The following is a 23,458-nucleotide window of genomic DNA, read 5'->3' as shown; positions in this document are numbered from 1 at the left end:
AAAAGAGGACCAAATTGTCCCCTCATGAATACTTTTATATCCTTTCAGTGATGCAAATATACGATTTTTTTATTTCCGACAATATTGCTTTCACTTAAAGAGTTTTATATCACAGTTATTCATATAAAATTAACAATTTTACAATAGATTCAAAACACCCAACCCAATCAACAGCCCATGGAAATCTTATCTTCTTACAACATGATCATTGGAGCCTCGGCCATTGTGATCATATCATTCTGGTTTAACGGCATCTCAAAAAAGACCAACATCCCCTCCGTACTCATGCTGATCGTCTTAGGCGTCCTCTTACAATTCGGACTAAAACACCTAATGGGCACCGAGATCAATTTTGAAAAGAACCTACGCGGAACCCTCGAAATTATCGGAACCGTAGGCCTGATCATGATCGTGCTCGAAGCCGCGCTAGAGCTCGAACTAAAGAAAGAAAAACTGATACCCATTCTAAAATCTATGGCCATTGCCCTGATCGGCCTGGTCGCCTCTGCATGGGTAGCGGCCCTTGTACTCTATCAATTCATCGACGGCATGAGCATGCAATCGGCCTGGCTCTATGCCACACCACTATCGATATTATCGAGCGCCATAATCATACCCAGCGTAAGCGGACTTCGGGAAGACAAAAAGGAATTCCATATTTACGAAAGCACCTTTTCCGACATTCTAGGAATCATGATGTTCTACTTCTTGACCGGAACCTTAGACCCCGAAACCGATACGGGCGCCCTTGCCTTCGGCGGAAACATCGTTCTTACCATTGTCATTGCCATCGTTGCCAGCTATGCCCTAGTACTTATTTTTCAAAAAATAAAAAGCCAGGCCAAGCAATTTTTATTGATCGCCGTACTCTTATTGCTGTACGCCATCGGAAAGAAGATGCACCTGTCTTCCTTGATCATTATTTTAGTATTCGGATTGGTCATAGCCAATGTCAAGCTCTTTTTTCCGGGTAAGACCGCTATTTTTCTCGAAAAGGAAAAAATGCAGCAGATTTACCACGAGCTACACATCATCACCCTCGAGACCGCTTTTGTCGTTCGCACCTTTTTCTTTGTCATCTTCGGCATAACCATTGTGCTTTCTTCACTCTTAAGCATCAACGTCGCCCTAGTCAGCGTATTGATCATCATCTCCATCTACGCCATTCGATACGGCATGCTAAGACTTTTTATCGGCAAGGACATCTTTCCACAGGTTTTTATCGCCCCACGCGGATTGATTACCATTTTACTCTTCTACGCCATCCCTAAAAAAGCAGAAGTGGCCGGTTTTGAATCGGGCATCCTACTCTTTGTGATCATAGCCACCAGCCTGATCATGACCTGGGCCATGATTCGCGATAAAAAGAAAATGGGCACCATGCTAGACGAAATAGACGAAGAGATGCTGGCCCGCAACGAGGCCGAAGACGAACTCAACGGACTTCAAAACGAATCCCTTGAAACGAAAACCCCAGAAGAACACACGTTTGAAACCCCTTACGACAAAAAAGACCCACCAGATTACGGGAACGAAGCGGTTTAACACAAAAAAAAACCGATACTTTGCAGTATCGGGTTTTTCAATTTTAGTTGGCCTACTAGGACTCGAACCTAGAACGACTGGACCAAAACCAGCTGTGTTGCCAATTACACCATAGGCCATTACCGTAATTGTCACTGAAACAAGTTCAGCATTTGAGCGTGCAAATTTAAAACAAAGTTTGGTTTGCACAAACATTTTCTACTACAATAATTCAAAATCTACACAACTTACAGATTTTCAACACCATAAAATCTACAATTTGGTACATTTTTATAAACACAAGACTTGCCCGCAAAGCCTTGACGACGAAGAAATTCGTATTCCTCCTACAAATTGCTTGTTAAAGGTTTATCAAAAATGCCCTTGCATATGTATATTAATTAGTAAATTCGCCACATTGGTTAAACCACGTAGTACATGTTTTCAAAGAACTTCGAAAAATGGGACAATCTTCTTGGATGGTCCGTCTTTTTTATAGCCCTTATCACTTATGCCATTACCGTTGAACCCACAAACAGCTTTTGGGATGCCGGTGAATACATAGCCACTTCGGCCAAACTGCAGGTCGGTCACCCCCCAGGGGCACCGCTGTTACAAATGATCGGCGCATTTTTCGCCATGTTCGCCATCGAACCCGATCAGGTGGCCCGTATGGTAAACTATGTTTCGGGCGTATCGAGCGCCTTCACCATTCTTTTTATGTTTTGGACGATTACCAATCTCACCCAAAAACTTATAAAAGGAAAGGACGATGTCATTACCAACAGTAAGGCCATTGCCATTTTTGGTAGCGGTATCGTGGGCTCACTGGCCTTTACCTATTCCGATAGTTTCTGGTTCAATGCCGTAGAGACCGAGGTATACTCCACCGCGAGTTTACTCATGGCCCTCTTGTTATGGCTCGGATTGAAATGGACCGACGACCTTCAAAACCCTAGGGGCAATAAGTGGCTCGTTCTTATTTCCTTCGTTGTCGGACTTACGTTCGGCGTACAGTTCATGGGCTTTTTGGCCATACCTTCCATAGGACTCCTATACTACTTCAAGACCTACGAAAAGACGACCGTAAAAAACTTTTTAGTGGCAAATATAGCCGTGATTGCAGTATTAATGCTAGTGTACAAGTTTTCCCTGACCTACGTTTTAAAACTTTTCGGCTGGAGCGAAGTCTTTTTTATCAACACTATCGGCCTTCCTTTTAATTCGGGCACCATAATCATGGGGCTTATTTTTATTGCCGCATTCTACTTCGGATTGCGCTATACCCGACAAAACAATTATAAAACGGCAAACACCATCGTGCTTTGCCTAATGTTTCTCTTTTTAGGTTTCTCATCATGGATGATGCTTCCTATCCGTGCGAACGCCAGGGTGGTCATCAACGAGAACAATCCTGAAGACGCCCGTGCCCTATTGGCCTACTACAACAGGGAGCAATATCCCGGGGTAGACAGCCCTTTTTTCGGAACCTACTATTCCAACACCTTTGGTGATGGCGGTGAAGACCAAGACGAAGCCCCCAAATACGAAAAAGACGAAAAACTGGGCAAGTACGTTATCGTAAACCACTACAAAGGTGCGGTACCTGGCGACGACCCCAAACACATTGGCTTCCTCCCCCGTATGTGGAGCGGCCAACATGCCGAAAATTACATGCGCTATTTCGGTCCTTTGGATTTTAAATTGAAACAATCCAACGAAGAACTGAGACAGGCGGCCACCCAAGTAAAGGAGGGGTTTGCCAAAGGCGAAATTGACGCCGAGCAATACATTGGCTTCCTAAGAAGGTTTGGCGACTACCTTGAAGTACAGCCCCCATCGATCTGGCAGAACATCGTTTACATGGTAGAGTTTCAGTTTGGCTATATGTACTGGAGGTATTTTATGTGGAACTTCGCCGGTAAAAACAACGATGTACAAGGCCGCTATAACGGCAATGGCGAATGGCTAAGCGGCATCGACCTGGTTGACAGCGCGCGCTTGGGAAGCCAAAACAACCTGCCCGACGAAGTAAAAAACAACAAAGCCAGAAACACTTATTTTTTATTGCCGCTGATACTGGGTATTGTGGGCATTCTATTTCAGATCAGCAAGAACCCTAAACAATTCTGGGTCTTACTCGTTTTCTTTTTATTCACGGGTCTGGCCATTCAGTTTTACACCAACCCCTACATTTTCCAACCCCGTGAACGTGATTATTCGCTAGTAGGCTCTTTTTATATTTTCGGAATATGGATAGGCTTGGGGGTTTACGGTCTTTTTGACGAAATAAAAAAATACCTGGCCCCAAAAATACTGGCCCCGGCCATAACCATAGTCTGTCTTTTGGCCGTTCCGACGGTAATGGCCGTACAAAACTGGAACGACCACGACCGATCTAATCGGTATACGGCAAATTCATCCGCTAAGGCTTATTTAGACTCCTGCCAAAAAGATGCGGGCGCCATACTCTTTACCATTGGTGATAACGACACCTTTCCATTGTGGTACGCCCAAGAAATCGAAGGGTATCGCACCGATGTACGTATTGTATGTACCAGCCTTTTTGAAACGGATTGGTATATTGACCAAATGAAAAGAAAGGCCTATGAGAGCGAGGCCATACCCTCACAGATTTCCCACGACAAATACCGATGGGGGTCGCGTGACGTTCTGTACTACCAAACGGTAGACCCGCTTTTCAACAAAAAGATATCGGAAAGCCGATGGTCTATTCAAGATTTCATCAAATGGGTAGATAGCGACAACCCGCAAACCAAACTAAAATATATCTTAGAAAGGCAAGAGAACATAGATTTAGACGCCTATTCGGAAAGCAGCCAGAACATTGTTTACTACCCTACGAACAAGCTTCGCATACCGGTAAACAAGAAAAATGTTTTAGAGACCGGCTTGGTCAAAGAAAAAGACTCGGCCCTTATCGTTGATTATATCGATATCGAGTTGCCCAAGAGCGCCATTACCAAAAAGAGCATGATGATGCTTGACATCATTGCCAATAACGACTGGAAGCGCCCGATTTACTTTTCAGGAGGAAGTTTTGACGATGCCGAATTTATTTGGATGAAAGACTACTTACAGCTTGATGGTATGGCCTATAAGTTGGTTCCCATAGAAACAAAGCGAAAGAATTCTTTTGAAATGGGAAGGATAGACTCCGACCTAATGTACGAAGTGGTGACCAACTGGGACTGGGGCAACTCAGGAAGCCCTGACATCTATCACGATCCCCAGACCCGGATCCAAGGCCTATCGTATCGAAGTAACCTGGCAAGGTTAGTGGAACAATTGCTGAAAGAGGAAAAAATAGAAAAGGCGAAAAACATTATCGACATTACCATGAAAAACCTCCCTGTGGAGTATTTCGGGTACTACACCTTTGTTGAACCTTTCGTTGATGGCTATTACAAAGTTGGCGAAACCAACAAAGCCAGGGAGCTTTTCGGAAAATTGAAATACATCTACCAAGACCGCTTGGATTATTATGCCGGCATACCCTTGGATGAGCAGTATAAAAAGATAGATGAAATAATAGGTGACATGGAAGGTTACCGCAGAAACATCGACATCTTGATCGGTAACAACGACCGTGAAATGGCCGAAAAGGAAACCTTGATCTTCAATGAATACATTGAAAAATTCGAACATTTCTATAAAAACAGCCTATTGGAGGAAGACGAACTAGAACCAGGACAGAACCCCGACCTGAAAGACAGCACCCCTATCTCCGACACAACCGCCAAGGATGCGGTAAACGGGGCAGAAACCATAAAAGACACAGTGCTGATACCCGAAACCAATTAATGCGTTTTATATCACTAAAAAAGCCGGTGCGAACAATGTTCACACCGGCTTTTTCCATTTCCGCCATCGACAGAATACCTTAGAGTTTCCTAAGCTGAATTTCAGCAAAACAACACACTATATATAACTTCTATACGTATTCTTTTAGAATACCGATAAGCGTATTGGCATCTTGTTCACCACTTTGGCGCCATACCATTTCGCCCTTTTTGTAAATCATCAAGGTAGGAAGGCCTTTAACACGAAGTGCCTGGGCAAGCTCCTTGTTCTTGTCCACATCGATCTTTATGACCTTTCCCTTATCACCCAAAGCAGCCGCAACATCGCGCAGAACGGCGTGCATGGTATTCGATTGCTCGTTCCAGTCCGCATAAAAATCCAAAAGAACAGGGATTTTCAAATCTATAAGTTCACCAAACTTTGACATACGTTGTTATTGGGTTAGGATCCAAAAGTAAGAAAAAATGTTAAATAGCCACCTATAGCCCAAATTTTATAGACTTTACGCGGCGTTAAAATCGTGTTAAGCCCTCTTTTTAAGTGTAATTACGGTTATTTCCGGCCAGATACCAACCCTTCCAGGATAGCCTAAAAAGCCAAAACCCCGGTTTACATTAATGTATTGGCCCAGCTCGTTATAGATGCCCGCCCAGTACTTGTAACGCCATTTTACCGGGCTCCACTTGACCCAACCGGGAATTTCAATCCCGAACTGCATACCATGGGTATGACCACTCAAAGTAAGGTGATAATGGTAATCATCATGAAGGACCACATCTTCCCAGTGCGAAGGATCATGGCTCATCAAGATCTTAAAGTCCTCTTGATTCACATTGGCCACGGCCTTTTTAAGGTCACCAGCCTTTTTAAATCCGCCACGCCCCCAGTTCTCGACACCGACCAAGGCAATTTTGTCTTCGCCTTTTTGCAAATATCGATTTTCGTTGAGCAATAGATCAAAGCCCATATCGCGCTGTAGGGCCTTAAGGTCTTCTAAATTTTTATGTTTAGCCTCTTCGGTTTCCCAATCTACATAATCCCCGTAATCATGATTTCCCAAAACCGAAAACTTACCATCGGTAGCCTCAAGGGTCGAAAACAGGTCTGACCAAGGAAGCATTTCCTCGGCCTTATTATTGACCATATCCCCCGTAAACAAAATCACATCGCTCTTTTGCTTGTTGATTAGGTCTATGGCATATTCTATTTTTTCCCTATTGTCAAAACTACCACTATGCACATCGGATATTTGGGTAATCTGATACCCATCAAAGGCTTCCGGCAAATCGTCGAACTCTAAATTATACTTCAGCACCTTAAAATTATACTTACCCTTGTACATCCCGTAAAGCAGGGCCCCAAATGGAATTGCCGCCAGCCCAAGCCCTATCATACTCAAAAACTTCCGGCGTTCCGGCAAGGTAAATTCTTTCGACCGACCCGAAAACTTGAAGTAGACACTGGAGAAAAACCGAAAGATATCCTCCGAGAAAAGAAATAAAATGGTGACCAACTGAAAAGACAACACAGTGAGCAAGAAGCCAAAAGCGTAACTTTTTGACCGACTCAAGACCCTACCTTCTTCTTCCCCCAAGGTAAACTGATAAACAAAATTGCCCAATACCAGTACGGCGACCGTTATAAACAGATAGTATACCCAAGGGTATCGGGTTACGGTTTTCAGAGCCTGCAAAGTGTATAGGCCCATTACAATATAAACGACAATAAATATGATCCAACGTAGCATAGCCGCAAAGATATTTCAATCTAACGCCAAGATCGCCCCATTTAGTTTTTATTTAACCCTATTTACAACATCTTCTATAGTATTAGGGTCGGTAAGGGCTATTTCCGTATCGCTTAAAAAGGAGGCCGAGTTCATAGAAACCCTGTCCGATTCGGGCAAGGTCCTGAAAAATTTGGTTCCCGATAAATGCACGGCTTTAAAGCCCTCGGCCATAAAGGTTTCAACATTGGTCGGCTTCACCCCTCCACCAGGCATAAGAACACACTTCGACCCATCTTTTAGGAGAGCTTTCAGCAAGGCCATTCCCTCAACGGCCGATTGCCGCTGCCCCGAAGTCAACACATAGTCCACCCCCAAAGATTGAAGCTGTCCGAAGGCTTCCAAAGGATTCCGAACCCAATCGAAGGCACGGTGAAAGGTAAACTTCAAGTTTCCGGAAGCCTCTATCAGTTGTTTTGTCCGATCCAGATCCAAGGAAAAATCCGTTTTTAAAACCCCTGAAACAATTCCATCAAACCCCAGCTCCACACAAAGGGCAATATCCTCTTTCATGATTTCCAGGTCATCGGAAGTATAAGTAAAATCACCGCTACGGGGACGCACCAAGACATGAACGGGAATTGAAATATTTTCGCGAACCGATTTTAACAGACCGTAGGAAGGGGTAATCCCCCCGACCGCAAGTTCGGAACAAAGTTCGATTCTATCCGCCCCTGCCCTTTGGGCGTTTAGCGCAGATTGCAATGAATTGGCACAGACTTCTACTAGCATTTTACTTATATTTAATGCCCAAACGTTTTTTAAAACTACGCCTAAAATAGAAATCCTTAGACCATGCAAAGAAGAAACTTCCTAAAAAAATCTACCGCGGCTACCGCCGGACTGATTTCAGGTCCCCTATTGGCTTCCCCACAAAATATCACCAGCCCGACCACCGAAAAAAATCATAAGCCGGTAAGGCCTATCGTTATATGTACCTGGAATTTTCTCAATGCATCCTCAAAAGCATGGGAAGTCTTAAAAGAGGGCGGCCCTTCTTTAGATGCCGTTACCCAAGGCGTAATGGTAGAGGAAAACGACACGAGCAACCAGACCGTTGGGGTGGGCGGCAGACCCGACCGCGACGGAAACGTAAGCCTTGACGCCTGTATCATGGACAAGGACGGCAACTGTGGCGCCGTACTGGCCCTACAGAACATTGCCAACCCGATCCTAGTAGCCCGCAAGGTCATGGAGGAAACGCCACATGTGATGCTTGCCGGAAAAGGCGCCGAACAATTCGCCTATGGGATGGGGTTCAAAAAAACCAATCTCCTTACCGAGAAATCAAAACAAGAATGGCTGGAATGGAAGAAGACCTCACAATACAAACCTATCATAAACATTGAAAACCACGATACCATCGGCATGTTGGCCATTGACAAGAAGGGTGATATTTCAGGAGCCTGCACCACCAGCGGCATGGGATATAAAATGGCGGGACGCGTAGGCGATTCCCCAATTATAGGGGCTGGACTTTTTGTCGACAACGAAATTGGGGGCGCCACAGCAACCGGAATGGGTGAAGAAGTCGTACGTACCGTAGGCAGCTTTCTCATTGTTGAATTGATGCGCCAGGGGAAGTCGCCGCAAGAAGCCTGTGAAGAAGGGGTAAAACGCATTATGGCCAAAAACAAAGGTAGGGACGATTTTCAAATCGGGTTTATCGCCATCAATAAAAAGGGCGAAACAGGCAGCTATTGTATTCACCCAGGCTTTACCTTTCGGTCGTATTCGGAAGAAGGACATGTTAATAATCCGTCGGAAAGCTATATCAAATCGTAAAACATTAAAAAGAAATCAAAAACTTGATTAGCTTTGAAATCTTTTGAAAAACTATAAAATGCCAGAACAGAAACGACTCTTCCTTTTAGACGCCTACGCACTAATCTTTCGAGGTTATTATGCCCTTATAAAAAACCCGAGAATCAATTCCAAAGGCATGGACACCTCTGCCATTATGGGGTTCATGAATTCGCTTTTTGACGTAATCAAACGTGAAAAACCCGATCACTTGGCCGTTTGCTTCGATAAGGGAGGAAGTGCCGAACGCACCGAATTATTTCCTGAATACAAGGCCAACCGCGACGAAACGCCAGACGCCATAAAAATAGCCATCCCCTATATACAGAACATCCTTAAGGCCATGCATATTCCTTCGGTAGTCCTCGAAGGCTGGGAAGCCGATGACATTATAGGCACCTTGGCAAAACAAGCCGAAAAAGAAGACTACAAAGTATTCATGGTCACGCCCGACAAAGATTTTGGCCAGTTGGTCTCCGAAAATATATTCATGTACCGCCCTGCCCGAATGGGCAACGGAATCGAAATATGGGGCATTCCAGAAATACAGAAACGTTTCGGCGTTGAACGCCCCGAACAAGTCATCGACTACCTTGGTATGATGGGCGATGCTAGTGACAACATTCCCGGCTTGCCCGGCGTAGGCGATAAAACCGCAAAGAAATTTATCGAACAGTTCGGGTCTATGGAAGAGCTATTGGCCAATACCGATAAATTAAAAGGCAAAATGAAAGAGCGGGTCGAAGCCAATAAAGAACTAGGCTTACTCTCTAAAAAACTCGCGACCATATGCACCGATTGCGACGTAACCTTCAACGCGGAAGACTATGAACTTTCGGTACCCGACAGCGAGAAGGTACAGGAAATTTTTGAAGAACTAGAGTTTAGAAGGCTCAAAGACCAATTCATAAAAATATTTTCGGGCGAAGCGGAAACACCGACCCAAGTTAGCGGTACCGATACCGGTAAAAAACAATCCTCGTCGGCCGGAAGCGGTCAGTTCTCACTCTTCGGTGGCGACGGGGCCTCACCCGCAACCATAAAAGACAGCTCAAGCCGCAAGACCATAAAAGACGTATCGCACGTCTACCAAAGTGTAACACCGGGCATGGCCATGAAGCTCTTTATGCAAAACCTGATGAAACAGTCCTCGGTATGCTTTGACACCGAAACCACATCCTTAAATCCACTTGAGGCCCAACTTGTAGGCATTGCTTTTTCTTGGGAAGCCACCAAAGGGTATTACATTCCCTTTCCCGAAGACAAAGAGGAAGCCCAAGAGCTCATTGAAATACTTCGGCCTTTCTTTGAATCGGAGAACATTGAAAAAATAGGCCAGAACCTAAAATACGACATCAAGGTACTCGATAAATACCATATTAAGGTACGTGGCACTTTTTTCGACACCATGTTGGCCCACTACCTTATCAACCCCGATATGCGCCATAATATGGACGTGCTTTCGGAAACCTATTTGAACTACACCCCTATTTCAATCACCGAGCTTATAGGCAAAAAAGGAAAGAACCAATTGAATATGCGCGATGTGCCGCTGGAAAAACAAACGGAGTACGCGGTAGAAGATGCCGACATCACCTTTCAATTGGCAGAACACTTCAGACCCGAACTGGCCGAGGCAAAAACAGATGTACTTTTTAAAGACATCGAAATTCCCCTATTACGTGTTTTAGCGGATATGGAACTGGAAGGTATCAGACTTGACGAAAAGTTTCTGAATTCCCTTTCCGAAGACCTGAACAACGACATCAAGGCCCTTGAGGAAAAAATCTACCAAGATGCAGGCGAAGAGTTCAACATAGGCTCGCCCAAGCAACTTGGGGAAATACTGTTCAGCAAAATGAAGCTGGTCGACAAGCCCAAAAAGACCAAGACGGGACAGTTCTCCACCTCGGAGGACGTATTATCGTACCTGGCCAAAGACCATGAAATCATAAGGAACGTATTGGAGTATCGCGGATTGGCCAAGCTAAAAAGCACCTATGTCGACGCCTTGCCCGAGCAGGTCGAGCCTTCCACCGGAAGGATCCATACCGACTACATGCAAACCGTAGCCGCAACCGGCCGCTTGAGCAGCAATAACCCGAATTTACAGAACATTCCCATTCGTACCGAAAGGGGACGTCAAGTACGTAAGGCTTTTGTGCCCCGCAATGAAAACTATATTTTATTGGCGGCGGATTACTCTCAAATCGAATTACGCATCATTGCCGCCCTAAGTGAAGAGACCACTATGATCGAGGCCTTTAAAAATGGCGAAGACATTCACGCCTCTACCGCTTCCAAAGTTTTTAACGTACCTATCGAAGAGGTTACCCGCGAACAAAGAAGCAACGCCAAGACCGTAAACTTCGGAATCATTTACGGGGTTTCGGCCTTCGGACTGAGCAACCAAACAGATCTATCGCGTTCGGAAGCCAAAGAACTGATCGACACCTATTACAAGACCTACCCAAAGCTTCGCAACTATATGGGCGAACAGGTCGATTTCGCCCGTGAAAACGGTTACGTACAAACTGTCTTGGGCCGCCGCCGTTACCTAAAGGACATCAACGGAAGCAATCAAGTGGTTCGTGGAGCCGCAGAGCGAAATGCCGTTAACGCCCCCATCCAAGGGAGTGCTGCCGACATTATAAAAATAGCGATGATCAACATCCATAGAAAGCTGACCGAAGGTGACTACAAATCTAAAATGCTGTTACAAGTACATGATGAATTGGTATTCGACATCTTTAAACCCGAATTGGACGAATTGAAATCGCTTATCAAATCGGAGATGGAAAACGCTTACAAACTCTCGGTGCCCTTAGACGTAGAAGTCGGGATCGGACAAGATTGGCTGGAGGCGCATTGACATACAAATCCATCCTTTTCACAACATTTTTTGGATTAAAGGCTTTTTCATAATTACTTTTACAATCCCATTCCACCCGAAACCGGGCCTAGCAACGTTCACATGAAAACCTTCGTATCTTTTATTTGCCTTCTTTTTTTTATCTGCACCGCCCAAGCACAGGACAGTACAGAAAATAATGGGCGCGAAAATACCAGCATTACTTCAACAAAAAAAGTAAAGGTCTTCCCGAACCCCGCCAGTAATGTTGTAAACATACTAGGATTAGAAAACACGGCCAAGGCACACATCTCTATAATGGACATCTATGGCAATACGGTCCTGAAATACGAATGGGAAATCAGGCGCAACGCCATCAACATCCCCATACCCTCTTTAGATTCCGGCGTATACATGGTCACCGTGAATTCAAAAGAACAAAAGGTACGCGTCAAATTCTACAAACAGTAGCCACCGAAACCACCCCTACAACAAACCTTATTCTAACTACCCACGCTTTCCCAATACCCGCTTTCGAATAGGCTTTGCAAGCCTAACAACCGTATTCAGAATTGCAAATTCCGAAGCAAAAAATTTCCCGCTAAAGTTCGGCATACACAAAACAACGGATCACCCCATGCTTTCCCCAAGAGTTACCTTCCCCCTCACTTTGCCTTTAAAGCTGAACCATTATTTTTATTTAAATTTGGCCCAAGAAATTGAAAAAGAGTATTTTTAACTAAAAATAATCGTAAATCACCACTTGTTTTTCAATAGAATTAGTGTACATTTGCAGCCCGTTTGACGGGATTGAAGTGTTTAATTAAAAAGTAACCGTAGTGGATACATTGAGTTATAAGACCGTTTCTGCCAATAAGACGACTGTTGACAAACAGTGGCTGTTAGTTGATGCAGAAGGAGAGACTTTAGGCCGATTGGCTTCTAAAGTTGCCAAAATGCTTAGAGGAAAACATAAGCCAAATTTCACGCCCCACGTTGATTGTGGCGATAACGTTATTGTTATCAATGCAGAAAAAATCGACATGACCGGTAACAAATGGGAAGACAAAACCTATTTGCGTTACACAGGTTACCCTGGTGGTCAGCGTGCAACTAGCGCAAAAGAACTTTTGGCCAAGAAACCTGGGCATATCGTTGAAAAAGCGGTTAAAGGCATGCTTCCCAAGAACAGATTGGGTGCCGACCTTTTCAGAAACCTTAAGGTTTTTGTAGGTCCTGAGCACAACCATGAAGCTCAAAAACCACAGGTTATCAACTTAAAAGAATTCAAGTAATGGAAATCATTCATAAAATCGGTAGAAGAAAGACAGCGGTTGCCCGTGTATATGTTTCAGAAGGAAAAGGAAACATTACCGTTAACCAGAGAGATCTTAACGATTATTTTCCAACAGCTACTCTTCAGTACAAAGTAAAGCAACCTTTTGCCCTTACCGAAAACGAAGATGCTTACGACGTAAACGTAAACGTTTACGGGGGTGGCATTACCGGTCAAGCCGAAGCTATCCGTTTGGCTCTTTCAAGAGCTATCTGTGAAGTAGATGCCGAAAACAGATTGGTTCTTAAGCCAGAAGGCTTATTGACCCGTGACCCGAGAATGGTTGAGCGTAAGAAATTCGGTCAGAAGAAAGCTCGTAAGAAATTCCAGTTCTCTAAACGTTAAGAGTACAATTTTATTGATACCCACCCATCGGTGGGTATCACTTTTATATTTTTTCTTTAATCAAAGTTCATTGAAAGTTCGCATCGAGCGAATAAATTAAAAACTATTTTCCGTTTAGGGAATAGTTATTCGGGAGACCCGAGAACACCTCATGTTCAAAGGCACCGTTAGTTTAGCATCTAAATGCTTGAGGCTTGTCGATTATATCGGTATACCACTTGGGCATTGCCTATTCAAAAGAACGTAAACTAAATTCAAATGGCGAAAGTCGAAGTAAAACAATTATTGGAAGCTGGTGTGCATTTTGGCCACCTTACACGAAAGTGGAACCCTAACATGGCGCCCTACATCTACATGGAGCGTAACGGTATCCACGTTATCAACCTTTACAAAACCGTTGCAAAATTAGACGAGGCCAACGAAGCCCTTAAGAAAATTGCAGCATCTGGACGAAAAATTCTTTTCGTAGCCACAAAAAAACAAGCAAAGGACATCGTTGCCGAAAAAGTAGCGAACGTAAACATGCCCTACATCACAGAAAGATGGCCCGGTGGTATGTTGACCAATTTCGTTACCATCCGTAAGGCGGTAAAGAAAATGGCATCTATCGACCGTATGAAAAAAGACGGAACGTTTATGACCTTGTCTAAAAAAGAACGTCTTCAAGTAGACCGTCTTCGTGCCAAATTAGAAAAGAACTTAGGTTCTATTTCCGACATGACCCGTCTACCTGGTGCCTTGTTTATCATCGATACTATGCGTGAGCACATTGCGGTGAAGGAAGCCCAAAAATTGAACATCCCTATTTTTGCAATGGTGGATACCAACTCAGACCCAAGAGATGTCGATTATTTGATTCCATCTAATGATGACGCCTCAAAATCTATCGATATTATCATGACGCAAGTAACCAATGCTATCGCAGAAGGTTTGGCCGAACGTAAATCGGAGAAACAAGCAGACAAAGAAGGTGCTGAAGAAACCAAAAAAGAGCAGCCTAAAAAAGCTGCCGCAGAAGCCCCTAAAACCGAAGCTCCAGTAGTTGAAGCCCCAGCTGCCGCTACAGAAGCCCCAGCAGAGGCCGTTGACCTTACCAAAATAGAAGGTGTTGGCCCAAAAGCCGCAGAAGCTTTGGTAAACGCCGGTTTTGATTCTTACGCTAAATTAGCCGAAGGTGACCCGGAAAAAATCAAGGAAATCTTGAACGAGGCCAGCTCTAGAATGGCTCATTTAGACCCTACCTCATGGCCAAAGCAAGCTAAAATGGCTGCCGATGGTAAATGGGACGAGCTAAAAGAATGGCAAGACAGCGTTAAAGGAGGGGTAGAATAGATTTCTTTCCTTACTTATATAGCAAACGAAATAATAACATAACATTTGCTTTAAGATAGAGTCGTAAAATGACTCTATCTTGGAGACAAATTGAAAAATAGAACACAAAATGGCAAAAATTACAGCCGCAGAAGTAAACAAATTAAGAAAAGCTACCGGCGCAGGGATGATGGACTGCAAAAATGCTTTGGTCGAAGCTGAAGGAGATTTTGACAAAGCAATTGAAGTTCTTCGTAAAAAAGGACAGAAAGTAGCCGCAAAAAGATCTGACAGAGAGTCATCTGAAGGCGCTGCAGTTTCCAAATTGAATGCCGACCAAACCGTTGGTGTTGCAATCGTATTAGGTTGCGAAACTGATTTTGTCGGAAAAAACGAAAACTTCCTAGCTTTAGCAAACCAAATTGCCGATATAGCTTTGAACTGTGATTCCAAAGAAGCTCTTTTAGATGCTGATTTCGGAGGAATGACCGTTGCTGACAAATTAATTGAGCAAACCGGGGTTATCGGTGAGAAATTGGAAATCACCGCTTTCGAAAAGCTAGAGGCCCCTTACGTTGGAACCTACGTTCACATTAACAAGATTGCCGCTTTAGTCGGCCTTTCTTCTAGAGTAGATTCTGCCGAAGTCCTTGCAAAAGACCTTTCTATGCAAATCGCTTCAATGGGTGCAACAACTTTGTCTTACAAAGATTTTGACCCCGCATTCGTTGCTGCCGAAACAGAAGCCAGAATCGCCGTTATCGAAAAAGACAACGAAGAACTTGGCCGTTTAGGAAAGACGCTTAAAAACGTTCCTAAATACATTTCAATGGCTCAATTAACCGACGAAGTTTTAGCCCAAGCCGAAGAAGATGCGAAAGCACAATTGAAAGCCGAAGGCAAGCCAGAGCAAATTTGGGACAAAATTCTTCCTGGTAAAATGGAAAGATTTATTTCCGATAACACAACTTTGGACCAAGAACAATGTTTATTGGACCAAAACTTCATCAAAGATGAGAAAATCAACGTTGCAAAATACGTTGCTTCTTACGGCGATGTATCCGTTACCGGATTCAAACGTGCTACAGTAGGATAACCCTATATTCAACACATAAAGAAAAACCGCACTAGCTTAACCGTTAGTGCGGTTTTCTTTTTTAACACATACTAGCTTTTAGGTATTTCAAATAAAAAAACCGTGACACCTTTTAACGTCACGGTTTTTTACACTTTAAATGTAACGGTCTAACCTTTCAACCAGGCTTGACGCAATTCCAAAACTTCGTCAGATACATTTTCAACGGGAACTATGGTTTCTACATTTACGGTAGGCACACCAACCTTTCCTTCCAACAATACCTCTTTGCCGTCGCGGTCGACCACCATACTGATTTCGGTATCGGGAGACCAACCAAAACTCTTTCCAATAATGGGCCGAATCGACTCCAAGGTTATCGTAGTTCCGTTAATTTCCTTGATGACATCACCTCCTTCGGCGCCCAGCCCCTTAAAGAAGCTATTCAATTGAATGCCCTTTCGAACAAAAACCACACTCTCATTGCCTTGTTCTACATCTATAAAGGGGTTATCACCATCTAGAAAATAACCGGTTTCCTGCTCAATTAGATCGGCCGACAATCCTACCATACCCAAATAAGAATTGTAATCAATGGGCGTATTGCCAATGACATAGGTATCAAAGAAAGTCCGTATTTCAGGATAGGTCATGGCCACGATTTCATCAATCAGCTTATCATCTTCAAAAGGCGTGTCGTTCCCGTACTTTTTAGAAAGTTCTTGCATCAACCAAAGCACCCCTTTTTCCCCATTGCTCAATTGACGTAACCGAATATCGAGAACCATATTTATTAAGGCTCCTTTTTCATAAACATTGGCATAGTTCTTTTTATAGGGGTCAACCAAAATATTCTTACTCATCTCGGTAAAAGACATGGCATCATCATATGACTTAGAGTTATTGATCTTATCCATCATCCGTTGATAGAACTCCCCTTCATCAATGAGCCCTTGTTGTATTTGAAAAAGATTGGCGAAGTATTCGGTCGTCCCTTCATACATCCACAAGTGTTGTGACATTTTTGGATCGTTAAAATCAAAATACTGCACCTCTTCCGAATGTACGTTCAAAGGAGTAACTATATGAAAAAACTCATGTGAAACCACATCGACCATAGCCTGCTCCAAACGTTCTTTCGGCATGGCTTCGGGCAACACGACCACCGTTGACGTATGATGCTCTAGGGCACCAAAACCGGAAGCATCGTCAGCTTCCATAGTAGACAAATACAGCAGTATGTTGTAAACTTTGGTTCCATCTACATCGCCCAAGAACGTCTTTTGTGCCCCCATCATTTTTTCCATGCGGTCTTTTAAACTTAAGGCCGAATAGATTCCCGATGGCGAATACACACTTAGAGTGACCGTTATACCATTGACCTCAAAGGTTTCGGTATTGGGCTTTGCGTAAAGGATAGGATTATCGATAACATCAAAATACCTGCTTGCCGTAAAGACATCGACATTCGACATTGGCACCTCCGGTACTTTAGGCTTTAATGAGGTGGTAGGCTTTAAAGCTTCCGGCCTAACGACGGACAATTCATAAGGCACTTCTTTCAATCCCCCGAAATACCCAACAAAACCATGAAGGTTGAGCATAAAGGTCTTTCCGGCAATGATATTTGTTCCCGAAGGGGAAAAAACCTTGTCCTTCACTTCGCCTTCCGTATCATAGGTATCGTTGACCCAATACGTCACTTTATCCAGGTTCTTCCCATTGGAAACCTTCCATGTATTGTCGTCCAACTTAGAAAAAGCCAACTCCTTTCCCTCATAATCCAAGGCCTTGAACCCTTCGATATACTGACCGTAATTGTCCGTACTATACGTACCGGGCACCGTTTTAGGAATATAAAACAAAACTTCATCCGTGGTAAAAGCACCAGCATCGACCGTTACGGCAACTTTATCGTCAACCACATTTTTAAGGTCTAATTTGGCCAAGACCGGGACCTTGTCTGCCGTCAACACTGCCTTGGTCGATCCACAGGCGGTCAAAAGCACGGCAAATGCGAGTAATCCTATTTTTCTCATTGTATCTATTTAAACACTTTATTGTAAGTAATCCCTCTAATTTTTAAAGGGTTACAAGATTATAAAATTTAACAGAATACCGCATCATTATTAGGAAATAATTAAGGTTCGCTTAATCTGCACCTTCAAAAACAAACCCTAAGATTTTTTGATTATTTTTGCCCCAACGAAATACTAGCCATGCAATACAAAAGAATACTCTTAAAACTCAGCGGTGAAGCCTTAATGGGCGAAAAGCAATACGGAATAGACTCAAAACGTCTAGCGGAATATGCCGAGGAAATTAAAGAGGTAGCCGAAAAAGGTATAGAAGTAGCCATCGTAATCGGCGGGGGAAACATTTTTAGGGGATTAACAGGTGCCGCAACCGGTATGGACCGCGTACAGGGCGACCATATGGGCATGTTGGCCACCGTGATCAACAGCTTGGCCCTACAGAGCGCCCTTGAAACCATAGGCGTACAGACCAGGGTACAATCGGCCATTCAGATCAACGAGGTCGCCGAACCCTTTATCAGAAGACGGGCCATGCGACATCTTGAAAAGGGACGTGTTGTCATTTTTGGAGGAGGAACGGGAAACCCCTATTTCACTACCGATTCCGCTGCGGTTCTTCGAGCCATTGAAATCGAGGCCGATGTCATTTTAAAGGGTACGCGCGTAGACGGAATCTACACCTCCGACCCCGAAAAGGACAAAAACGCCACAAAATTCGATTCGATCTCTTTTGCAGACGTTCTTCTTAAAGGCCTAAAAGTTATGGACACCACCGCTTTTACGCTAAGCCAAGAGAACGAACTGCCCATCGTTGTTTTCGACATGAACAAAAAAGGGAACTTGAAAAAACTGGTTGAAGGTGAAAACATCGGTACGGTCGTAAATCTTTAAAACAGGTCTACTATATATTTGCACCGTTATATTATATTTGAATTATGAACGAAGAGATACAGTTTATACTTGATTCCGCAAAGGAGAATATGGATGCCGCAATGAGGCATTTGGAGAAAGAATTTATAAAAATACGTGCAGGAAAGGCTAGTCCGGCCATGCTTTCTTCCGTGATGGTCGAATATTACGGCTCGCAGACCCCCCTATCACAAGTAGCCAATATCAATACGCCCGACGGACGTACCCTATCGGTACAGCCTTGGGAAAAGAACATGCTCCATGAGATAGAAAAAGCCATCATGAACTCAAACTTAGGCTTTAACCCTATGAACAACGGTGATTTTGTAATCATCAACGTTCCTCCGCTGACCGAAGAGCGTCGTATTCAGCTGACCAAACAAGCCAAAGCCGAGGCCGAAGATGCCAAGGTAGGTATACGTAGCGCCCGCCAAGATGCCAATAAGGAAATTCGGGATTTAGACATTTCCGAAGATTTACAAAAAAACGCAGAAGTAGACGTTCAGGCCCTTACCGACAAATACATTAAAAAAGTAGACGCCTTTTTGACCGTAAAAGAAGCGGAAATCATGAAGGTCTAATTCTATAACCTTTTATATAAAAATGAAAAAAGCAGCCCTAGGGTTGCTTTTTTCATTTACAGATACGTTAATAAAATATTACATTTTAGGTACACTCCCGATCATTCTATACCTTTGCGCTCGGTAAAATTGAACGATGGCAGCGAAACTTAAACAAGGTTTTTGGGAAAAGACAGCGAGTATAATTCTCCGTAATCGCATTTTAATACTTATTCTAATCATTGCTTTCACCGTCTTTATGGGCATGCAGTGGAAGAATATGCGCTTTAGCAACACCCAGGCCAACCTATTGCCCGACCACCATCCGGTCAACCTTGAATACCGTGCATTTCTAAAAAAATTCGGTGAAGAAGGCAATGCCGTAGTTTTTGCCATTCACGATTCCTCTCTTTTTACCCCAGACAAAATCAATAGATGGAATAAATTCAGTAAGCAGCTTGCCGCTTTTCCCGAGGTTGATTTTGTGCTTTCTCTCGACAATCTTCAAGAACTCAAAAAGGACAACGAAAACCAAAAGTTCGTACTTGAACCCCTTATTCGTTCGCAAATAAAGTCGAAACAGGAAATAGATAGCATAAAGAACCATCTTTTCAACGACCTTCCTTTTTACGACAATTTGCTTTTCAACAAAGAAAGTGGAACGGTAAGAACCGTTGTCAACTTAGACAAGGACATCATCAACACTACGGTCCGTAAAGATTTTATTTTAGAGGACCTGACCCATTTGGTGGAAAAATTCGAAGAGGAAACCGGCCTCGACGTACGTGTATCGGGCATGCCCTACATACGTACCATGAACTCGCAGAACATCATAGATGAGATCGGCAAATTCATTCTGGCCGCCCTTGGGGTCACCTCCTTGATTTTCTTTTTCTTTTTTAGAAGTTTTAGGGCCACCCTAATTTCAATGTGCGTGGTGATCATCGGAGTGATGTGGGCCTTTGGCATTTTAGGCCTCTTACAGTACGAAATAACCGTGCTTACCGCCTTGATCCCGCCTTTGATCATCGTTATCGGTATACCTAACTGTATTTTCTTGATTAACAAGTACCAGCAGGAAGTAAAGAAACATGGCAACCAGGCCCTTTCACTTCAAAGGGTAATTTCCAAAATCGGGAATGCCACCTTGATGACGAATATGACGACGGCTTCCGGTTTTGCCACCTTTATCATTACCGATAGCAAACTGCTCAAGGAATTCGGAATCGTAGCTTCGATCAATATCATTGGTATTTTTATTCTTTCCTTATTGATCATTCCTATCATCTATAGTTTCTTATCCCTTCCCAAGACAAGGCACCTTAAGCATCTCAACAAGAAATGGATCGATGCCTTTGTCAACTGGATGGAACGCATTGTAAGAAACCACAGGATTTCGGTTTATATCGTATCTATTATTCTTTTAGTAGCCAGTATCATCGGCATCTATCAGATCCAGATATCGGGGAGCCCTATCGAAGACATGCCCAAAAATGCGCAATTCTTTAAGGACATCCGCTTCTTCGAGCAAGAGTTCGACGGTATTATGCCCGTAGAAATTGTCATCGATACCAAAAAACCCAAGGGGGTTTTAAAGCCGGCCAACCTCAAACGAATGGACCAATTAAGCGATGTGATCATGGAGATTCCTGAACTATCGCAACCCATCTCGGTCGTTAACCTGGTAAAATATTCGAAGCAAGCCTTTTACAACGGTATCCCAAAATACTACCAATTGCCCACTTCGCAAGAGAACAACTTTATCATGAAAGTGGCGCAAAACTCCGGAGGCAACGGCAACCTGCTCAAGAACTTCGTCGACAGCACTGGTCAAACGGCGCGTATCACCACCTTCATGCAAGACGTAAAGACCGATCGCATGGAGCAAATTGAAGAAAGGTTGAACGAGAACATCAACAAGTTCTTCCCACCTGACCGCTACAACGTTTACATGACCGGTAGCGCCCTTTTGTTCTTAAAGGGTACCAAATATCTCGTAAAGAATTTAGTACTCTCATTGGCCTTCGCCATATTCTTGATAGCCCTTTTTATGGCCTATCTCTTCCGTTCGTTCCGAATGATCGTCATTTCATTGATCCCGAACCTATTGCCCTTGGTAATTACCGCGGGAGTCATGGGCTTTGTAGGCGTACCCATAAAACCGTCTACCATACTGGTATTCAGTATCGCTTTCGGAATATCGGTTGACGACACCATTCACTTCTTGGCCAAATACCGTCAAGAACTGATAGCGAACAGATGGCACATCCGAAAATCGGTCTATGCCGCCTTGCGCGAAACAGGGGTTAGCATGTTCTATACCTCCATTGTGCTTTTCTTCGGATTCTCGGTATTCATCATTTCAAATTTTGGGGGCACCGTAGCCCTTGGAGCCCTCGTTTCGGCCACCTTGATGTTCGCCATGCTGGCCAACCTGATTTTGTTGCCTTCGCTTTTGTTGTCTTTAGAGCGAAATATTGCGAGTAAAAAAATCTTAAAAAAGCCACAAATCAATATTCTACCGCAAGGTGAAGACGAGAACCCTAAAAAATGAGGTTGATTTAACCCCTCATTAGCACGGATTCTTTTGTCCAAAAACTTATCTTTGCCCTTCAATTTTCAAGTGACTCAAATGAAATCGTACAGCGTAAAAGAACTGCTTTCGGAAAATTATTTATTACAAGAGGTAACCGTCAACGGATGGGTCAAAACCTTCAGAAGTAATCGTTTCATAGCTTTGAACGACGGATCCACCATCAACAATATCCAGTGTGTTGTCGATTTTGAATCATTTGACGAGAGTCTTCTAAAGCAAATCAATACGGGTGCTGCCCTTAAAATATCAGGGACCCTTGTAGAAAGCCAAGGCAGGGGACAAAGCGTAGAGATCCAAGTAAAAGACCTAAAGGTCCACGGCGGCGCCGATCCGGAGACCTACCCTATCCAACCCAAAAAACACTCTTTGGAGTTTTTGCGCGAAAAGGCGCATCTACGTATACGCACCAACACGTTCGCTGCGGTAATGCGCGTACGCTCGGCCCTATCTTTTGCCATTCACCAATATTTTCAACAAAACGGCTTTTATTACTTTCACGCACCGATCATAACCGGATCCGATGCCGAAGGCGCCGGTGAAATGTTCAAGGTAAGCACATTGGACGACAAAAATCCACCCCTAGACGAGGATGGAAACGTAAACTATAAAGAAGATTTCTTCGGAAAAGAGACCAACTTAACGGTTTCCGGCCAATTGGAAGCCGAAACCTATGCCATGGCCTTGGGCAAGGTCTACACCTTCGGCCCTACTTTCCGTGCAGAAAACAGTAACACATCAAGGCACTTGGCCGAATTTTGGATGATAGAGCCCGAAATGGCCTTCTTTGACCTAGACGCCAACATGGATCTCGCCGAAGACTTCATAAAAAGCGTTATCAAATACGTTCTTGACAATTGCCAAGACGACCTACAGTTTCTTGAAAAACGTTTATTAGACGAAGAGAAAACCAAACCACAGGCCGAACGCAGTGAGATGGCCTTAATCGAAAAGCTCAAGTTCGTTGCCGAGAACAATTTTATGCGCGTATCGTATACAGAGGCCATCGATATCTTGAGAAACAGCAAACCGAACAAAAAGAAAAAATTCCAATACCCCATTAACGAATGGGGAGCGGACCTACAGAGTGAACACGAACGCTTTTTAGTGGAAAAACATTTTAAATGCCCCGTCATCTTGTTCGATTATCCGGCAAAGATCAAAGCTTTCTACATGCGTCTCAACGAAGACGGAAAGACGGTTCGTGCCATGGACATCCTATTCCCGGGCATAGGTGAAATCGTAGGTGGATCTCAACGTGAAGAACGCCTTGACGTCCTGAAAGAAAAGATGGCGTCACTGGGCATTGACGAAGAAGAACTATGGTGGTACCTAGACTTGAGAAAATTCGGTAGTGCGGTGCATAGTGGTTTCGGCCTAGGATTTGAACGCTTGGTGCTGTTCGCTACGGGCATGGGCAACATTAGGGACGTAATTCCTTTTCCAAGAACACCGCAGAATGCAGAATTTTAGCAAGAATTCGCTAACTTAGAAGGCAGGCAAA

At 43.8% G+C, this 23,458-nt stretch carries 17 protein-coding genes and 1 tRNA gene; 13 read left to right on the top strand and 5 right to left on the bottom strand.

The features are described 5' to 3' along the window. The first annotated feature begins 177 nt into the window (after nt 1–177). A complete protein-coding gene (locus BW980_RS13365) occupies nt 178–1,545 on the top strand; it encodes a cation:proton antiporter domain-containing protein (protein WP_076455726.1) in 1,368 nt (455 codons plus the stop codon). 47 nt (nt 1,546–1,592) lie between these two features. Here the strand turns inward: BW980_RS13365 and BW980_RS13360 are convergent. After that, a tRNA-Gln gene (locus BW980_RS13360) sits at nt 1,593–1,664 on the bottom strand. 298 nt (nt 1,665–1,962) lie between these two features. Between BW980_RS13360 and BW980_RS13355 the strand changes: the two genes are divergently transcribed. Next, nucleotides 1,963–5,349, top strand: a complete 3,387-nt coding sequence (locus tag BW980_RS13355) for a glycosyltransferase family 117 protein (protein WP_076455725.1) — start codon at nt 1,963–1,965, stop codon at nt 5,347–5,349. Nucleotides 5,350–5,479: 130 nt separating this feature from the next. Here the strand turns inward: BW980_RS13355 and BW980_RS13350 are convergent, their stop codons facing one another. The 3 genes from BW980_RS13350 to BW980_RS13340 form a co-directional block, all read right to left on the bottom strand. After that, nucleotides 5,480–5,776 carry a thioredoxin family protein gene (locus BW980_RS13350; protein ID WP_013993707.1) on the bottom strand — a complete coding sequence of 99 codons (297 nt, stop codon included), beginning with the start codon at nt 5,774–5,776 and terminating at the stop codon, nt 5,480–5,482. A gap of 96 nt (nt 5,777–5,872) precedes the next feature. Then, nucleotides 5,873–7,096, bottom strand: coding sequence for a metallophosphoesterase (locus BW980_RS13345; protein WP_076455724.1), 1,224 nt, complete (start codon nt 7,094–7,096; stop codon nt 5,873–5,875). A 48-nt stretch (nt 7,097–7,144) separates the two neighbouring features. Beyond that, nucleotides 7,145–7,867, bottom strand: coding sequence for a copper homeostasis protein CutC (locus tag BW980_RS13340; protein WP_076456262.1), 723 nt, complete (start codon nt 7,865–7,867; stop codon nt 7,145–7,147). 63 nt (nt 7,868–7,930) lie between these two features. Between BW980_RS13340 and BW980_RS13335 the strand changes: the two genes are divergently transcribed. The 7 genes from BW980_RS13335 (at nt 7,931) to tsf (ending at nt 15,877) form a co-directional block, all read left to right on the top strand. Then, nucleotides 7,931–8,920, top strand: coding sequence for an isoaspartyl peptidase/L-asparaginase family protein (locus BW980_RS13335; RefSeq protein ID WP_076455723.1), 990 nt, complete (start codon nt 7,931–7,933; stop codon nt 8,918–8,920). 58 nt (nt 8,921–8,978) lie between these two features. Beyond that, nucleotides 8,979–11,810, top strand: coding sequence for a DNA polymerase I (gene polA, locus BW980_RS13330; RefSeq protein WP_076455722.1), 2,832 nt, complete (start codon nt 8,979–8,981; stop codon nt 11,808–11,810). A 102-nt stretch (nt 11,811–11,912) separates the two neighbouring features. Continuing rightward, nucleotides 11,913–12,260, top strand: coding sequence for a T9SS type A sorting domain-containing protein (locus tag BW980_RS13325; protein WP_076455721.1), 348 nt, complete (start codon nt 11,913–11,915; stop codon nt 12,258–12,260). Nucleotides 12,261–12,628: 368 nt separating this feature from the next. Further along, nucleotides 12,629–13,084 (top strand): 50S ribosomal protein L13, encoded by a 456-nt coding sequence (rplM, locus tag BW980_RS13320; RefSeq protein WP_076455720.1) that lies wholly within the window; start codon nt 12,629–12,631, stop codon nt 13,082–13,084. Then, nucleotides 13,084–13,470, top strand: a complete 387-nt coding sequence (rpsI, locus tag BW980_RS13315) for a 30S ribosomal protein S9 (RefSeq protein WP_013993700.1) — start codon at nt 13,084–13,086, stop codon at nt 13,468–13,470. Before rplM ends, rpsI begins: the two co-directional genes overlap by 1 nt. 258 nt (nt 13,471–13,728) lie before the next feature. Beyond that, nucleotides 13,729–14,802 carry a 30S ribosomal protein S2 gene (gene rpsB, locus BW980_RS13310; RefSeq protein ID WP_076455719.1) on the top strand — a complete coding sequence of 358 codons (1,074 nt, stop codon included), beginning with the start codon at nt 13,729–13,731 and terminating at the stop codon, nt 14,800–14,802. Between the two features lie 109 nt (nt 14,803–14,911). Then, entirely contained in the window at nt 14,912–15,877 is a 966-nt protein-coding gene (gene tsf / locus BW980_RS13305; RefSeq protein WP_076455718.1) for a translation elongation factor Ts, read from the top strand. 149 nt (nt 15,878–16,026) lie between these two features. Here the strand turns inward: tsf and BW980_RS13300 are convergent, their stop codons facing one another. After that, nucleotides 16,027–17,895: a M61 family metallopeptidase gene (locus BW980_RS13300; protein ID WP_076455717.1), complete on the bottom strand. Its 1,869-nt coding sequence runs from the start codon at nt 17,893–17,895 to the stop codon at nt 16,027–16,029. 180 nt (nt 17,896–18,075) lie between these two features. Here BW980_RS13300 and pyrH point away from each other — a divergent pair, with 180 nt between their 5' ends. From pyrH to asnS, 4 genes are all read left to right on the top strand, one after another. Beyond that, the gene (pyrH, locus tag BW980_RS13295) at nt 18,076–18,783 is read left to right on the top strand and encodes a UMP kinase (protein WP_013993696.1); all 708 of its coding nucleotides are present in this window, start codon (nt 18,076–18,078) and stop codon (nt 18,781–18,783) included. 44 nt (nt 18,784–18,827) lie between these two features. Beyond that, nucleotides 18,828–19,382, top strand: a complete 555-nt coding sequence (gene frr / locus BW980_RS13290; protein WP_076455716.1) for a ribosome recycling factor — start codon at nt 18,828–18,830, stop codon at nt 19,380–19,382. 136 nt (nt 19,383–19,518) lie between these two features. Beyond that, complete coding sequence (locus BW980_RS13285) at nt 19,519–21,915, top strand: efflux RND transporter permease subunit (RefSeq protein WP_076455715.1); 2,397 nt, start codon at nt 19,519–19,521, stop codon at nt 21,913–21,915. A 78-nt stretch (nt 21,916–21,993) separates the two neighbouring features. Then, nucleotides 21,994–23,427 carry an asparagine--tRNA ligase gene (asnS, locus tag BW980_RS13280; protein WP_076455714.1) on the top strand — a complete coding sequence of 478 codons (1,434 nt, stop codon included), beginning with the start codon at nt 21,994–21,996 and terminating at the stop codon, nt 23,425–23,427. The last annotated feature ends 31 nt before the right edge of the window (nt 23,428–23,458 follow it).

Source organism: Zobellia uliginosa, from assembly GCF_900156625.1.
Taxonomy (GTDB): domain Bacteria; phylum Bacteroidota; class Bacteroidia; order Flavobacteriales; family Flavobacteriaceae; genus Zobellia; species Zobellia uliginosa.
Note: the sequence above shows the minus strand (reverse complement) of the source record. Positions and strands in the feature narration are given on the sequence as shown.